Source organism: Stenotrophomonas bentonitica (assembly GCF_013185915.1).
Classification (GTDB): Bacteria; Pseudomonadota; Gammaproteobacteria; order Xanthomonadales; family Xanthomonadaceae; genus Stenotrophomonas; species Stenotrophomonas bentonitica.
Map to the genome: position 1 here is coordinate 680405 of NZ_JAAZUH010000002.1, position 13829 is coordinate 694233.

The following is a 13829-nucleotide window of genomic DNA, read 5'->3' on the forward strand; positions in this document are numbered from 1 at the left end:
ATTCGTCAATAAACGAAACTGGCCATGCACGCGATCGAGCACTACCTCACCCCTGAAGGTCAGAAGGACGTCTACGTGGAATGGCTGCGGCGACTGCGCGATGCGGAGGCCAAGGTCGCGGTCATCCGGCGTATCGCCCGCGTTGAACACGGGAACTTCGGTGACTGCAGGTTCTGCCGCGATGGCGTCTGGGAGTTGCGCATAGACGTGGGCCAGGGTTATCGCGTGTATTACGGCATGGCCGGCGCGCGGCTGGTGCTGCTGCTGTGTGGTGGCGACAAGCGAACCCAGGACGCGGACATCGAGCGCGCGGTCGACTATTGGCAGGACTGGAAGCGGAGAACCGAACAATGAGAAGCCGATCCCATGATGAGGCGATGGCCGAGCTGTACCGTAGCGATCCCGCGCTCGCGCTGGATGTCATCAACAGCATCCTTGCCGACGGAACGCAGGCGGAGCTCATGACGGTCCTGCGCCACGTGGCGCAGGCTGTCGGTGGCGTGCAGTCGGTAGCCGAACAGGCGCATCTCAATCCTACCCAGCTGTACCGGACCCTTTCGCCGAAAGGCAATCCGGCACTGAACAGTCTGACGGCCATTCTCAAGGCGATGGGGCTGAGGCTGGCAGTGCAACCGCTCTCTGCGGCCCCTGCGCTTCACGCAACGTGACAGGACGAAGTTGTGGCTGTCCAACTGGTGCCCGGAGCCGGAATCGAACCGGCATGGGGTTGCCCCCGGCGGATTTTAAGTCCGATGCGTCTACCAGTTTCGCCATCCGGGCGCGCTTGGCGGGGTGAAGTGTAGCGGAAAGCAGGCCCGGCGCTGCGCTAGCATGGCGCAACCCTCCTGCCCGGATCCGCTGGCCATGCTCGAGCTCCATATCGGCAACAAGAACTACTCCTCGTGGTCGATGCGGCCGTGGGTGCTGATGACCCAGGCCGGCATCCCGTTCAACGAGGTGGTGCTGCGCTTCGACAGCTTCGACCCGGACTCGCAGTTCAAGCGCAGTGCCGAGGCGTTGTCGCCCTCGGGCACGGTGCCGGTGCTGGTCGATGGCGAGCGGGTGGTGTGGGACTCGCTGGCGATTGCCGAGTACCTGGCCGAAGGCTTCCCCGAACATTCGCTGTGGCCACGGGATCGCGGCGAACGTGCCCTCGCGCGCAGCGCCACCGCCGCCATGCACAGCGGATTCGGCGCGCTGCGCTCGCATTTCCCGATGAACATCGAAGCGCGGCTGCCCGAGATCGGTGCGCGCGTGCTGCGCAACCAGCCGGACGTGGTCGCCGACCTGCAGCGCCTGCAGGCGCTGTGGGAACGCCTGCTGGCGCGGCATGACGGCCCGCTGCTGTTCGATCGTTTCAGCATCGCCGACGCCTTCTTCGCACCAGTGGTGATGCGCCTGCACACCTACGCGGTGCCGGTATCGCCGCGCGTGGCGTCCTACATGCAGCAGGTGCAGTCGTTGCCGGGTGTAAAGGCCTGGGTGGCCGCGGCGCTGGCCGAACACGACTTCCGGCCCTTTGAAGAACCGTACCGGCAGGCGCCGGACGGAGGCTGAGCATGGCCCGGGCAATCGCAGCGGGCGTCCTGCTGGCGTGGCTGGCCTGCGCCGGCCTGGCCGAGGGCAGGGCGCAGTCGCCGCCGCCGGAGGTGATCGACCTGGCCCCGGTCGTGGTGTCCGGGGTGCAGCCCGGGCCCGGCATGTGGCAGGTACGCAACGCGCAGGGCCACACCCTGTGGATCCTGGGCACGGTGTCGCCGCTGCCGGCCAGGCTGGACTGGCGCGCCGACGAGGTCGAAGCGGTGATCGCCAGTGCGGACGCGATACTGGGTTCGCCGGGCTGGTCGCTGGATGCCGACGTGGGTTTCTTCGGCCGGCTGACCCTGCTGCCGTCGGCCATGAAAGCCGCGCACGATCCCGAAGGGCGGCGCCTGCAGGAGATCCTTCCCGCCGATCTGTACGCGCGCTGGCAGCCCCTCAAGCAGCGCTACCTCGGTCGCGGCGATGGCGTTGAGAAAGACCGGCCGCTGGTGGCGGCGACACGGCTGTACGCCGCCGCGCTGGACGAGGTCGGGCTGACCCCGCGTTCGGGCGTGGGAAAACAGCTGTCGAAGGCCTACAAGCGACGCGGGTTGACGCCGGTCTTAACCAAGGTCGAGATCAAGGTCGACGATCCCCGCAAGGCGTTGAAGGAAGTGCGCGCCAGTACGCTGCAGGACGTGACCTGCCTGCAGCGCACGCTGGACGTGGTCGAACACCAGCTGCCGCTGCTGGTTGAACGCGCCAATGCATGGGCCGTAGGCGACACCGAGGCGCTGCAGCAGCTGGCACTGAAGAGCCAGTACGACGCCTGCGTGGGCGCCATCGCCAGCAGCGAGCTGGGACAACGCCGTGGCATGACCCAGCTGGACGCACGCGCGTCCGCGAAGTGGCTGGCCGCTGCACGCGATGCACTGGCGAGGCACCCGGTGACCTTCGCCACGGTACCGGTGCATTCGCTGGTCGAGCCGGGCGGGTACCTCGACCGGCTGCGCCAGGCCGGTTACGCCGTGCAGTCGCCCTGAAGATCGGCCCGCGCGTCTTTTCCACCGCGCAGGCTTCATGGCATAGTCGTCTCGACTACACCGGGGGGTGCATATGGCATTGCACGCGTTCGCCTACGTCAGCGAAGCGGTCGAAGGAATCGACGGGTCGGACATCGACCGCATACTCGCCGCCGCGTCCAGCTTCAACAAGGTCACCGGTGTCACGGGTGTCCTGATGTTCGACGGCCAGCGTTTCCTGCAGTACCTGGAAGGACCGGACGATGGCGTCGCCTCGGTCGAACAGCGCGTCCTGAATGCCCGAAGCCACCTGCGCGTCCGCGCGCTGGCGCGTGGCGAAGTGGCCACCCGCCATTTCCCGCGCTGGACCATGGCGTCGTCCCGGATCGACCCGGACGTGATGAGCGCGATCGTCGACGCCGAGTGGCCGGGATTCAGCGCGGCCCCACCGGTGGAGGGCCAGCGGCGGGTGGGTTTCGCGCGCCTGCTGGAGCTTTGGACCGGTGTCTCCGGCGAGCTGGAGCCGGCCGCAGTGACCCTCGGTTCGTGATTGCGTGCGCGCCGTAACAGAAAGATCACAGTGCAGCGCCTACGATGTGTCTACCAGCTGTGACCGGTCCGGGGGAGGCCCCCGGGGTTGTCTGAAAGGGTAGTAACCGCAGCTGGACCACTTTGTTGGCCGTCGTCCGTACTCTCCGCGGGCGGCGGCTTTGTTCTTTGTAGGCCTGCCCGCGACACGTTAGGCTTGTCGCACCTGCATCCTGCCTCCTGGCCACGAATGATCGAATCCAACCTGCCGTTCCCGCACGCGGCCAGCGCCGCTGCGCAGGCGCGCATCTGCGTCATCGGGCTGGGCTATGTGGGGTTGCCGCTGACCGTGGCCTTCGGCGCGGTGCACCCGACCCTGGGCTATGACATCGATACGGCACGGGTCACCGAGCTGCAGCAGGGCCGCGACCACACCCTGGAACTGGAACCGCAAGAGCTGGCTGCGGCGGTGCAGGCGCGCTACAGCGCCGACCCGGCCGACCTGGCCGACTGCAACGTCTACATCGTCACCGTGCCCACCCCGATCGATGCGCACGAGCAGCCGGATCTCGGCCCGCTGCGCGCCGCCAGCACCCTGATTGCCAGCGTGCTCAAGCCGGGCGACCTGGTGATCTACGAATCCACCGTGTATCCGGGCACCACCGAAGAAGTGTGCGTGCCGCTGCTGGAAGCTGGCTCCGGCCTGCGCTTCAACCAGGACTTCCACTGCGGCTACAGCCCGGAGCGGATCAACCCGGGCGACCGCCAGCGACGCCTTGCCGACATCCGCAAGATCACCTCCGGCTCCACCGCCGAAGTGGCTGCGGTGGTCGACGCGCTGTATGCGCGCATCATCCATGCCGGCACCTGGCCGGCGCCGTCGATCCGCGTGGCCGAGGCGGCCAAGGTGATCGAGAACATCCAGCGCGACGTCAACATCGCGCTGGTCAACGAACTGGCGCTGATCTTCGACCGGCTCGGCATCGACACCCAGGACGTGCTCGATGCCGCCGGCAGCAAGTGGAACTTCCTGCCGTTCCGGCCGGGCCTGGTCGGTGGGCACTGTATCGGCGTGGACCCGTACTACCTGCTGCACAAGTCCGAGAGCGTGGGCTACCACCCCGACCTCATCCACACCGCGCGCCAGGTCAACAACCGGGTTGGCGCGCACGTGGCGCAGCGCGTGCTGGCGCTGCTGCAGGCGCGGGGCCACGCGGTGCCGCAGGCGCGCGTGCTGGTGCTGGGCGTGACCTTCAAGGAGAACTGCCCGGACCTGCGCAACAGCCGTGCGCTGGAGCTGGCCCAGTCGCTGCAGGACGCCGGCGCCCGGGTACAGGTGCAGGACCCGTGGGTGGGGCCGGCCACGTTGCAGGGCAGTGGCCTGCAGTGGGTGGACACGCCGGACCCGCAGGGCTACGACGCGGTGGTGCTGGCGGTGGCGCATGACCGGTTCCGGACCATGGACCGCGCCGCGATCCAGGCGCTGCTGCGCCCGGACGGGGTGGTGTACGACGTGAAGTCGGTCTGGCCGCGCGACGTGGTCGACGACCGGCTATAGACCGGAACGGTTGTAGACTCCGCCGCATGTGTTGATTGAGGAACGCCATGCACCGGTATCTGGTCTACGTGCTCGCCATCCTGTTGTTCCCGCTCTGCGTCTGGCTGGCCACGATCTGGCCGGCCTGGTACTGGGGCGTGGGGATCACCGCGGCCATGGTCGCGATCGGTACCTGGGACCTGGTCCAGAAGCGCAGCACGCTGCGCCGCAACTACCCGGTGCTGGCCCACTTCCGCTATGGGCTGGAATCGATCGGGCCGGAGATCCGCCAGTACTTCGTGCAGAGCGACCTGGAAGACGTGCCGTTCTCGCGCCAGCAGCGCGCGCTGATCTACCAGCGCTCCAAGAACGAAATGGACGTCGTGCCGTTCGGCACGCTGCGCAGCACCTATGCGGTGGACTACGAGTGGATCAACCACTCGCTGGCGCCCACCGAAGTGGCCGACCATGATTTCCGCGTGCTGATCGGGCCGAACTGCGCCAAGCCGTACTCGGCCAGTGTGTTCAACATCTCGGCGATGAGCTTCGGCTCGCTGTCGGCCAATGCGATCCGCGCGCTCAATGAAGGCGCGCGGCGCGGTGGGTTCTACCACGACACCGGCGAAGGTTCGATCTCGCCGTACCACCGCGAAATGGGCGGCGACCTGGTGTGGGAAATCGGCTCGGGCTACTTCGGCTGCCGCGACGAACACGGCGGTTTCAGCGAAGAGCGGTTCGTGGCCAACGCCAACACCGACCAGGTACGCATGATCGAAATCAAGCTGTCGCAGGGCGCCAAGCCCGGCCATGGCGGCGTGCTGCCGGCGGCCAAGGTCAGCGCCGAGATCTCGGCCACGCGCGGCGTGCCGATGGGCGTGGACTGCGTGTCGCCGTCGAAGCATTCGGCGTTCAACACGCCGGTGGAACTGCTGCAGTTCGTTGCGCGGCTGCGCGAACTCTCCGGCGGCAAACCGGTGGGATTCAAGCTTGCAATTGGACATCCGTGGGAGTGGTTCGGCATTGCCAAGGCGATGCAGGAAACCGGGCTGCTGCCGGACTTCATCGTGGTCGACGGTGCCGAAGGCGGAACCGGCGCGGCGCCGGCGGAGTTCATCGACCATGTCGGCGTGCCGATGCACGAGGCGCTGCTGCTGGTGCACAACACGCTGGTCGGGCTGGACCTGCGCGACCGCATCCGGGTCGGCGCGGCCGGCAAGGTAAGCAGTGCGTTCGAGATCGCCCGCACCATCGCGCTGGGCGCGGACTGGTGCAATGCCGGGCGCGGTTTCATGTTCGCGCTGGGCTGCATCCAGTCGCTGAGCTGCCACAGCGACCGCTGCCCGACCGGTATCGCCACCCAGAATCCGAACCGCTGGCGGCACCTGGACGCGGCCGACAAGGCCACCCGCGTGCACAACTACCACGAGAACACCCTGCGCGCGCTGCGCGACCTGCTCTGCGCGGCCGGCCTGCAGCACCCGGCCGAGCTGGGCCCGGAGCACATCGTGCGCCGCGTCTCCCCGGTCGAGATCCGCTCGCTGGCCTCGCTGTACCGCTACCTCAGCCCCGGTGAACTGCTGCGCCGCGTCCCCGACCACGCCGTCTTCCACGACTTCTGGTCCGACGCCCGCAGCGACTCGTTCGAGCCGCCGGCGCGCATCCGGGCATTGCGTAACAGCAAATCGCGGTAGAGCCGGGCTCTGCCCGGCATGCCGGAAGCCGGGCAGAGCCCGGCTCTACGCCAGGAACTCCACGACCCCACGCCCCGCCCGCAACCCGCTCGCGAAGCACGCGGTCAGCAGGTACCCGCCGGTCGGCGCTTCCCAGTCCAGCATCTCGCCGGCACAGAACGTGCCGGGCATCGCGCGCAGCATCAACTGCGCATCCAGGGCCTCCAGCCGAACCCCGCCGGCGGTGCTGATCACCTCGGCGATCGGGCGCGGTCGCAGCAGCGACAGCGGCAGGCGCTTCAGCGCAGTGGCCACGGCCTCGGCCGGCAGATCGCCCGCCTGCCTGCCCAGCACCTCGAACAGCAGTGCCGACTTCACCCCGCCCAGGCCAAGCTGGCGACGCAGGTGCTCTCCGAAACTGCGGCCCTGGCGCGGCTTGCGCAGCTTCTCCAGCACCTGCGCTTCGTTCTGTCCGGGCAGCAGGTCGAGCTGCACGACCACCTCGCCATCGCGCGCCAGCGTGTCGCGCAGGTCGGCCGCCATCGCGTATACCAGGCTGCCTTCGATGCCGTCGGCGCTGATCACGCATTCGCCCTGCTGCGAACGCGGCTGGCCGTCCAGCGCGGTCCAGTGGGCCACCACCGGCTTGAGCGGCGCACCGGCCTGGCGTTCGCGGAAGTAGGGCGTCCAGGCGATGTCGAACCCGCAGTTGGCCGGCTTGATCGGCGCGATCTCCACGCCGCGCGCGGCCACCGGTGCCACCCACGCCGCATCCGAACCGAGCTCGGGCCAGCTGCCGCCGCCCATCGCCAGCACCACGGCATCGGCCTGCACGCGCACCACGCCCTCGGGCGTTTCGAACTGCAGCGCGCCGTCCTCGTCCCAGCCGGTCCAGCGGTGCTGCACATGGAAACGCACCCCGGACTCCTTCAGGCGCCGCACCCAGCCGCGCAGCAGCGGCGCCGCCTTGCGGTCCATCGGAAACACCCGGCCGGAGCTGCCGACGTAGGTGTCGATGCCGAAGCCCTGCGCCCACGCACGCAGCGCGGGGCCGTCGAAATCGGCGAGCCACGCGCCAACCTCCGCGGCGCGCTCGCGGTAACGCGCCACGAACACGTCCAGCGGATCGGAATGGGTCAGGTTCAGGCCGCCCTTGCCGGCGATCAGGAACTTGCGCCCGGGCGAGCCCTTGGCCTCGTACACGTCCACGGCATGGCCGGCGGCGCGCACGGTTTCGGCCGCCATCAGCCCGGCCGGGCCGCCACCGATGATGGCCACGCGTCGCATCGCGGGTACTGCTTCGTCCATGCCGGTCAGCGCGGCTTGACGTCGAGCAGCTCCACGTCGAACACCAGCGAGGCGTTCGGCGGGATCGGGCCGGCGCCGGACGCGCCGTAGCCGTACTCGGCGGGAATCATCAGGGTGCGCTTGCCGCCGACCTTCATGCCGGCAAACCCTTCGTCCCAGCCGCGGATGACCTGGCCCTTGCCCAGCCCGAAGCTGAACGGCTCGCCGCGATCGACCGAGCTGTCGAACTTCTCGCCGTGCTTGTCGGCCGCCTTCTCGTCGTACACCCAGCCGGTGTAATGGACCACGATGGTGCTGCCCGGGGTGGCCTCGGCGCCGATGCCGGGCTGGGTGTCGATCTTCTCGAACGCGGCGATGCTGCCACCCGGCGGCGGCCCGGGCGGGGTACAGGCGGCCAGTAGCGAGAGCAGCGCGGGAACCAGCAGGAACTTCGGCAGACGACGCATGGGCGGCACCGGTGGTAAAGGGGGACGCAAGGGTAGCGCATCGCCGGGCGCTATCATGGGCGGATGTCGAAACTGCTGCTCAACCTGCGCAACGTCGCAGACGATGAAATCCAGGACGTGACCGCCCTGCTGGACCAGGCGGGCATCGCCCATTACCGGACCGAGCCCAGCCCCTGGGGGATCTCGTTCGGCGGCATCTGGGTCCGTGACGACGCCGACCAGCCGCGGGCCAAGGCACTCATGGCCGAGTACCAGCAGGCGCGCAGCGTGCGGGTCCGGGCCGAGCGCCAGGCCGCGCTGGACGACGGCAGCGCCGAAACCTTCGGCACGCTGCTGCGGCGCCGCCCGCTGTTCGTGGTGGCTGTGCTGGCCGGCATGCTGGTGGCCGCCGCCCTGGTGCTGCTGCCGTTCGTGCTGCTGCGCGGGTGAACGCCGGATTGGGCGGGGCCGGTTAAAATGAGCGGATGATCGCCAATACCGCCGCCTACCACTTCACCCCCATTGCCGACCCGGACGCGCTGTGCGCCACGCTGCTGGAGCGCGCCGAAGCCGCCGACCTGCGCGGCACGGTGCTGGTGGCGGGCGAGGGCATCAACCTGTTCCTGGCCGGCAGCGAAGCGGGCATCGACGGCTTCTACGCTGCATTGCACGCCGACCCGCGCTTTGAAGGCATGCGGGTGAAGACCAGTTTCAGCCAGATGCAGCCGTTCGCCCGGCTCAAGGCCAAGGTCAAGCCCGAGATCATCAGCTTCCGCATCGACGACGGCCAGCCGCTGGCCTACCCGCGCGCGCCCTCGGTGGACCCGGCCACGGTGCAGCGCTGGCTGCGCCAGGGCCACGACGATGCCGGCAAGCCGGTGGTGATGCTCGACACCCGCAACACCCAGGAGATCGAGTTCGGCACCTTCCAGGACGCGCTGGTGCTGCCGATCACCAAGTTCACCGACCTGCCCGAGGCCCTGGCCCCGCATCGCGACGCGCTGCGCGACAGCACCGTGGTCAGTTTCTGCACTGGCGGCATCCGCTGTGAAAAGGCCGCGCTGTGGATGCGTAACGACGGCATGGACAACGTGCTGCAGCTCGAAGGCGGCATCCTCGGCTACTTCGAGGCGGTTGGCGGCGAAGGCTATGACGGCCGCTGCTTCGTCTTCGACGAACGCGTGGCGCTGGACCCGGCCCTGAACCCCATGGTCGATCACGCCGCGGAATGACCCGCGCGGGAATCAGCATCCCGCCAACGCCCATGGAATCGGCCGCTGGGCGCCCCATCTCAGGTGCATAACCTGGAATGGAACGCGTCCATGCAATTGTCGATTCTCGATCTGGCCCCGGTCTGCGAAGGCAGCGACACCACCGCCGCCTTCGCCAACATGCTGGACCTGGCCCAGCACGCCGAAGGCTGGGGCTACCACCGCTACTGGCTGGCGGAACACCACAACATGCCCGGCATCGCCAGCGCTGCCACGGCGGTGCTGATCGGGCACGTGGCCGGCGGCACCCAGCGGATCCGGGTCGGCGCCGGCGGCATCATGCTGCCCAACCACTCCCCGCTGCAGGTGGCCGAGCAGTTCGGCACGCTGGCCTCGCTGTACCCGGACCGGATCGATCTCGGCCTGGGCCGCGCGCCGGGCACCGACCAGCCGACCGCACGCGCGCTGCGCCGGTATTTCGACAGCGCCGACCAGTTCCCGCAGGACGTGCGCGAACTGCTGCACTACTTCGAACCGGCCCAGCCGGGGCAGGCCGTGCGCGCGGTGCCGGGCGCCGGCATTCCGGTGCCGGTGTGGCTGCTGGGCTCGAGCCTGTTCAGCGCGCGGCTGGCCGCGGCGATGGGCCTGCCGTTCGCCTTCGCTTCGCACTTCGCGCCGGACGCGATGGATGAGGCGCTGGCGGTGTACCGCCGCGAGTTCCGTCCTTCCCAGTACCTGACCGCGCCGTACGCGGTGCTGGGCCTGAACGTGGTCGCCGCCGAATCCGAGGCGGAAGCCAGGCGCCTGTTCACCACCCAGCAGCAGAGCTTCGTCAACCTGCGGCGCGGCAAGCCCGGCCTGATCCCGCCGCCGATCGACGACATCGAGGCGTTCTGGCAGCCGCACGAGAAGCTGGGCGTGCAGAACGCGCTGGCCTGTGCCGTTGTGGGCGACCTGCGCCAGGTCAGCGAAGGCATGGCCGCGTTCGCCGCGCGGCACAAGCCGGACGAACTGCTGCTCACCGCCAACATCTACGATCATGGTGCGCGCAAGCGTTCGTTTGGTCTGGCAATGCAGGCGTGGCAGTCGGCCACGCGTTGAGCCGCGAAGGCGACGTGACCAGTGGGTTCACGTCGCCATTCCCGGCGATCCGTTGAGATGAAGCTCCTTATTGCAGGAGACATCCCATGGCACACCAGGATCGCCAGGAGCACATCAAGCAGCTGGCCGAACTGATCCGCGGCGTGGACATCGCCATGTTCACCACCACCGGCGTCGATGGCCGTCTTTACAGCCGTCCGCTGGGCACCCAGGAAGTCGAGTTCGATGGCGACCTGTGGTTCGCCACCGCCGCCGACAGCCCCAAGGTCGCCGAGATCGCGCTCAATCCGCGCGTCAACGTGGCCTACGCCTCGCAGTCGAAGAACACCTATGTATCGGTGGCCGGCATCGCGCGCGTGGTCGATGACCGCGCCAAGATCGAGGAGCTGTGGTCGCCGCCGATGAAGCTGTTCTTCCCGGGCGGCAAGGACGACCCGAACCTGCGCCTGATCCACGTCAGCGCCGAGTCGGCCGAATACTGGGACGGCCCGGGCACGCTGCTGGGCAAGGCGCTGAGTTTCGTGTTGTCGGCAGTGACCGACGAGCCGGGCGCGTTGTCGGACAACGGCGTGGTCGATCTGCGTTAAACGTCTTTACCGGGGGCGCCGGCCAACGGCCGGCGCTACCGTGTCAGAACCACTTCTGGAACAACTCCGTCAGGTACTGCACGAGCTGCCCGGAGCTGAAACTGAAGAACAGCACCGCCGCAATCGCACCGATCCAGTTGATCAACATCAACGTGCCGTCGCGCTCCAGCAATGCCAGCGAAAACAGCAGCAGCTGGAAGCCGAACAGGTAATTCGTAAACGGGATCGGCAGCGACAGCAGCACGCCGGTCAGGATCAGCAGCAGGCCGGTGAATGCATGCGCCGGCAACGGCACCAGCAAGGTACTGCGACGCGGTTTCAGCATGCGGTCCAGGCGCCGCAGCGGCCCGTCGATCCGGGCCAGGAACTTGTGCATGGTGCCGCGCCGCGGCCCGCGGTTGGCAATGAAGCCCGGCAACCAGGGCCGTCGCATCCCGCACAGCATCTGCGCGCCGATCAGGATCACCAGCGGTCCACTGACCGCGCCACCGATGCCCGGAATCGGGATGAACGAGGGCAGGATCGCCACGAACAGGAACACCCCGAACGCGCTCTGCTGCAGGCCCTGCAGGATCTGGCCCAGGCGCAGGCGCTCGTCCGGATCGCCATGGTCGAACATCGCCAGCAGCGTGCGGATGCCCTCGTTCTGGTATTCGGGCCGGCTCTGGTCCGGCCCCGACGGCGGATCAGCCGGTGAGTTCATCGCTCTCCTCTTCGGCCAGTGCGCGCATCAGCAGCTTGTCCACGCGCGCGCCGTCCAGGTCGACGATCTCGATGCGCCAGCCGGCCCAGTCGAAGTACTCGCCCGCATGCGGGATGCGGCCGAAGTAGTGGATGCACATGCCGGCCAGCGTGTAGTAGTCGCCGTCCTCGGCATCGGGCAGTTCGGCATTGCCCATCAGTTCGCGCAGGTCTTCGATCGACAGCGAGCCGTCCACCAGCAGCGAACCGTCTTCGCGGGTCACCACCAGGGCGTCCTCGTCTACGTTTTCCACCGACTGCATGCGGCCGACCACGGCTCCCATCAGGTCGCTGATGGTGACCAGGCCCTGGATCTCGCCGTACTCGTCCACCACCAGCGCCATCGACTGCTGTTCCTCGCGGAAGATCTCCAGCAGCTTCATTGCATGGGTGGACTCGGATACATACAGCGGCTCGCGCAGCTGCTGGAACAGCGATTCTTCGTGGCGCGCCAGGCGGGTGACCAGGCTCTTCACTTCGAGCACGCCGACGATGTCCTGGTCGCTGCCGCGGTACACCGGATAGCGCGAGAACTCATGCTCGCGCATCGCCGTCAGGTTCTTCTCGGCCTCGGCCTGGGTGTCCAGCCAGGCGATCCGGTTGCGCGGGGTCATCAGGCTGTCGGCGGTGCGGTCGCCCAGGCGCATCACCCGGTTCATCATGTCGCGCTCGTGCGCGTCGATCACGCCGGCCTCGTGGCTTTCGGCCACCAGCATGCGGATCTCTTCTTCGGTCACCGTGGCCGCTTCGTCGTTGCCCAGTCCGATCAGGCGCAGCACCAGGCGGGTGGTTTTGGACAGCAGCCAGACGAACGGGAAGGCCAGCTTGGCCAGCCAGCTCATCGGCAGGGCGACCAGGCCGGCGATGTCCTCCGAACGGGTCAGGGCAAGCCGCTTGGGCACCAGTTCGCCGAAGATCAGGGTAACGAAGGTGATCAGGGTGACCGCCAGGCCCTTGCCGACCAGTTCGGCATGGCCGAAGCCGGGCATCAGGCCCTTGATCCACCCGGCAATGGCCTCGCCGATCGCGTCACCGCCGAGCAGGCCGGTCAGCACGCCGATCACGGTGATGCCGATCTGGACGGTGGAGAGGAAGCTTTCGGGCTTTTCGGACAGCTCCAGCGCCTTGGCGGCACGCTTGGAGGAGCCGGCCATCTGCTTCAGGCGGCTCTTGCGCGAGGTCATGACCGACATTTCGGACATGGCGAAGAACCCGTTGAGCAGGATCAGGGCGAAAACAAGCAGGATCAGTTCAAACACGGGCGTCGTCCCCGGTTGGTGGCAGGGAGGGCGTGTTCAAGCGGCGGCGGCTACCGGGCCAGGTCAGGCCTGGCGGGCGCGGCGGGGGGTAAGGGTCGTCGTCCATAGGGTGCACCCGAAGGTGCCGGAGCATCTTAACAAAAGCCGGGGGGAGGGACGCAAACAGGGTCGTTCAGGGAGCCCGGAGACGGTGTGAAGATGACGGGAGTACCCAGTTTGGACATCAAACGGTCATAATTCCGCCCGGTGCCGTCCTTCCTCGACGGCGAATAGGTTTCTCAATGTTCTCTCTGCAGACCATTTTCGGCTCCGGCAAACAGTTCTACACCCTGCTGGACGAGGCTGCCCAGGCCGCCCACGACAGCGCCAAGGCGCTGCATTCGATGCTGCGCGAAGCGGACCGCCAGCCGGCGCTGGACGCGTTCAAGCTGGCGCGCCTGCGCGAGCGCGCGGCGTCGGACAAGATCAGCCAGGCGCTGGTGGACAGCTTTATGACCCCGATCGAGCGCGAGGACATCGAAGCGCTGGGTTCGGCGCTTTACAAGATTCCGAAGCAGGTGGAGAAGTTCGCCGACCGCTACTCGCTGGCGACCAAGCACCTGGAGCACATCGACTTCGCGCCGCGCGCGGCGATGCTGGAGCAGGCGGCCAGCGTGGTGGTGGAGATGGTCAGCGACCTGCGCCACATGAACCTGGACCGGATGACGGCGCTCAACGAGAAGCTGCGCGCGCTGGAGAACGAAGCGGACCGGCTGATGCTGGAGCTGTACCGCGACATCTATTCCGGTCGCCTGGACAACCTGCAGATGTTCCTGCTCAAGGAGTTCTTCGAGATCCTGGAAAAGGCCATCGATCGCTGCCGCGAGGCGGGCGTGGTGGCGTACCAGATCGTGCTGAAGAACAGCTGACGGACGCCACA

General features: G+C 67.8%; 16 protein-coding genes and 1 tRNA gene. 12 read left to right on the plus strand and 5 right to left on the minus strand.

Annotation, left to right across the window (positions count from 1 at the left end; genetic code table 11):
* Positions 1-24 precede the first annotated feature (24 nt).
* Together HGB51_RS14210 and HGB51_RS14215 are read left to right on the plus strand one after the other, a co-directional pair.
* Positions 25-354, plus strand: coding sequence for a type II toxin-antitoxin system RelE/ParE family toxin (locus HGB51_RS14210; protein ID WP_070207245.1), 330 nt, complete (start codon positions 25-27; stop codon positions 352-354).
* Between the two features lie 23 nt (positions 355-377).
* Positions 378-668, plus strand: coding sequence for a helix-turn-helix domain-containing transcriptional regulator (locus HGB51_RS14215; protein WP_246233588.1), 291 nt, complete (start codon positions 378-380; stop codon positions 666-668).
* A 25-nt stretch (positions 669-693) separates the two neighbouring features.
* Here the strand turns inward: HGB51_RS14215 and HGB51_RS14220 are convergent.
* Positions 694-780, minus strand: a tRNA-Leu gene (locus tag HGB51_RS14220).
* 84 nt (positions 781-864) lie between these two features.
* On the opposite strand from HGB51_RS14220, the gene HGB51_RS14225 reads away from it, so the two are divergent.
* The 5 genes from HGB51_RS14225 (at position 865) to HGB51_RS14245 (ending at position 6299) form a co-directional block, all read left to right on the plus strand.
* Positions 865-1557 carry a glutathione S-transferase family protein gene (locus HGB51_RS14225; protein ID WP_070207247.1) on the plus strand — a complete coding sequence of 231 codons (693 nt, stop codon included), beginning with the start codon at positions 865-867 and terminating at the stop codon, positions 1555-1557.
* Between the two features lie 2 nt (positions 1558-1559).
* Positions 1560-2564 (plus strand): TraB/GumN family protein, encoded by a 1005-nt coding sequence (locus HGB51_RS14230; RefSeq protein ID WP_070207248.1) that lies wholly within the window; start codon positions 1560-1562, stop codon positions 2562-2564.
* 73 nt (positions 2565-2637) lie between these two features.
* Positions 2638-3093 carry a BLUF domain-containing protein gene (locus HGB51_RS14235; protein WP_070207249.1) on the plus strand — a complete coding sequence of 152 codons (456 nt, stop codon included), beginning with the start codon at positions 2638-2640 and terminating at the stop codon, positions 3091-3093.
* Between the two features lie 228 nt (positions 3094-3321).
* Complete coding sequence (locus tag HGB51_RS14240; protein ID WP_070207250.1) at positions 3322-4629, plus strand: nucleotide sugar dehydrogenase; 1308 nt, start codon at positions 3322-3324, stop codon at positions 4627-4629.
* Positions 4630-4676: 47 nt separating this feature from the next.
* Positions 4677-6299 carry an FMN-binding glutamate synthase family protein gene (locus tag HGB51_RS14245; protein WP_070207251.1) on the plus strand — a complete coding sequence of 541 codons (1623 nt, stop codon included), beginning with the start codon at positions 4677-4679 and terminating at the stop codon, positions 6297-6299.
* A 45-nt stretch (positions 6300-6344) separates the two neighbouring features.
* Here HGB51_RS14245 and HGB51_RS14250 read toward each other — a convergent pair whose 3' ends face one another.
* On the minus strand, positions 6345-7586 hold the full coding sequence (locus HGB51_RS14250) for a TIGR03862 family flavoprotein (RefSeq protein ID WP_070207252.1): 1242 nt from the start codon (positions 7584-7586) through the stop codon (positions 6345-6347).
* Positions 7587-7591: 5 nt separating this feature from the next.
* Positions 7592-8032: an FKBP-type peptidyl-prolyl cis-trans isomerase gene (locus tag HGB51_RS14255; protein ID WP_070207253.1), complete on the minus strand. Its 441-nt coding sequence runs from the start codon at positions 8030-8032 to the stop codon at positions 7592-7594.
* Positions 8033-8095: 63 nt separating this feature from the next.
* Here HGB51_RS14255 and HGB51_RS14260 point away from each other — a divergent pair, with 63 nt between their 5' ends.
* From HGB51_RS14260 to HGB51_RS14275, 4 genes are all read left to right on the plus strand, one after another.
* Positions 8096-8461: a DUF6164 family protein gene (locus HGB51_RS14260; protein WP_070207254.1), complete on the plus strand. Its 366-nt coding sequence runs from the start codon at positions 8096-8098 to the stop codon at positions 8459-8461.
* Positions 8462-8496: 35 nt separating this feature from the next.
* Positions 8497-9243 (plus strand): sulfurtransferase, encoded by a 747-nt coding sequence (locus tag HGB51_RS14265; RefSeq protein WP_070207255.1) that lies wholly within the window; start codon positions 8497-8499, stop codon positions 9241-9243.
* A 90-nt stretch (positions 9244-9333) separates the two neighbouring features.
* Complete coding sequence (locus HGB51_RS14270; protein ID WP_070207292.1) at positions 9334-10323, plus strand: LLM class flavin-dependent oxidoreductase; 990 nt, start codon at positions 9334-9336, stop codon at positions 10321-10323.
* A gap of 86 nt (positions 10324-10409) precedes the next feature.
* Entirely contained in the window at positions 10410-10910 is a 501-nt protein-coding gene (locus tag HGB51_RS14275) for a pyridoxamine 5'-phosphate oxidase family protein (RefSeq protein WP_070207256.1), read from the plus strand.
* A 43-nt stretch (positions 10911-10953) separates the two neighbouring features.
* Here HGB51_RS14275 and HGB51_RS14280 read toward each other — a convergent pair whose 3' ends face one another.
* On the minus strand, positions 10954-11613 hold the full coding sequence (locus HGB51_RS14280) for an exopolysaccharide biosynthesis protein (protein ID WP_070207257.1): 660 nt from the start codon (positions 11611-11613) through the stop codon (positions 10954-10956).
* Entirely contained in the window at positions 11597-12853 is a 1257-nt protein-coding gene (locus HGB51_RS14285; protein ID WP_246233643.1) for a hemolysin family protein, read from the minus strand. The genes HGB51_RS14280 and HGB51_RS14285 overlap by 17 nt, the downstream gene beginning before the upstream one ends.
* A gap of 338 nt (positions 12854-13191) precedes the next feature.
* On the opposite strand from HGB51_RS14285, the gene HGB51_RS14290 reads away from it, so the two are divergent.
* Entirely contained in the window at positions 13192-13818 is a 627-nt protein-coding gene (locus HGB51_RS14290) for a DUF47 domain-containing protein (protein ID WP_070207259.1), read from the plus strand.
* Positions 13819-13829: the final 11 nt, after the last annotated feature.

Excerpts from the sequence above, each read along its gene's own strand:
- HGB51_RS14240 (WP_070207250.1), top strand. The coding sequence starts at position 3,322 with ATGATCGAATCCAACCTGCCGTTCCCGCACGCGGCCAGCGCCGCTGCG.
- HGB51_RS14280 (WP_070207257.1), bottom strand. The coding sequence starts at position 11,613 with ATGAACTCACCGGCTGATCCGCCGTCGGGGCCGGACCAGAGCCGGCCC.
- HGB51_RS14290 (WP_070207259.1), top strand. The coding sequence starts at position 13,192 with ATGTTCTCTCTGCAGACCATTTTCGGCTCCGGCAAACAGTTCTACACC.
- HGB51_RS14215 (WP_246233588.1), top strand. The coding sequence starts at position 378 with ATGGCCGAGCTGTACCGTAGCGATCCCGCGCTCGCGCTGGATGTCATC.
- HGB51_RS14285 (WP_246233643.1), bottom strand. The coding sequence starts at position 12,853 with ATGTCCGAAATGTCGGTCATGACCTCGCGCAAGAGCCGCCTGAAGCAG.
- HGB51_RS14245 (WP_070207251.1), top strand. The coding sequence starts at position 4,677 with ATGCACCGGTATCTGGTCTACGTGCTCGCCATCCTGTTGTTCCCGCTC.
- HGB51_RS14260 (WP_070207254.1), top strand. The coding sequence starts at position 8,096 with ATGTCGAAACTGCTGCTCAACCTGCGCAACGTCGCAGACGATGAAATC.
- HGB51_RS14210 (WP_070207245.1), top strand. The coding sequence starts at position 25 with ATGCACGCGATCGAGCACTACCTCACCCCTGAAGGTCAGAAGGACGTC.
- HGB51_RS14265 (WP_070207255.1), top strand. The coding sequence starts at position 8,497 with ATGATCGCCAATACCGCCGCCTACCACTTCACCCCCATTGCCGACCCG.
- HGB51_RS14255 (WP_070207253.1), bottom strand. The coding sequence starts at position 8,032 with ATGCGTCGTCTGCCGAAGTTCCTGCTGGTTCCCGCGCTGCTCTCGCTA.
- HGB51_RS14270 (WP_070207292.1), top strand. The coding sequence starts at position 9,334 with ATGCAATTGTCGATTCTCGATCTGGCCCCGGTCTGCGAAGGCAGCGAC.
- HGB51_RS14230 (WP_070207248.1), top strand. The coding sequence starts at position 1,560 with ATGGCCCGGGCAATCGCAGCGGGCGTCCTGCTGGCGTGGCTGGCCTGC.
- HGB51_RS14250 (WP_070207252.1), bottom strand. The coding sequence starts at position 7,586 with ATGGACGAAGCAGTACCCGCGATGCGACGCGTGGCCATCATCGGTGGC.
- HGB51_RS14235 (WP_070207249.1), top strand. The coding sequence starts at position 2,638 with ATGGCATTGCACGCGTTCGCCTACGTCAGCGAAGCGGTCGAAGGAATC.
- HGB51_RS14275 (WP_070207256.1), top strand. The coding sequence starts at position 10,410 with ATGGCACACCAGGATCGCCAGGAGCACATCAAGCAGCTGGCCGAACTG.
- HGB51_RS14225 (WP_070207247.1), top strand. The coding sequence starts at position 865 with ATGCTCGAGCTCCATATCGGCAACAAGAACTACTCCTCGTGGTCGATG.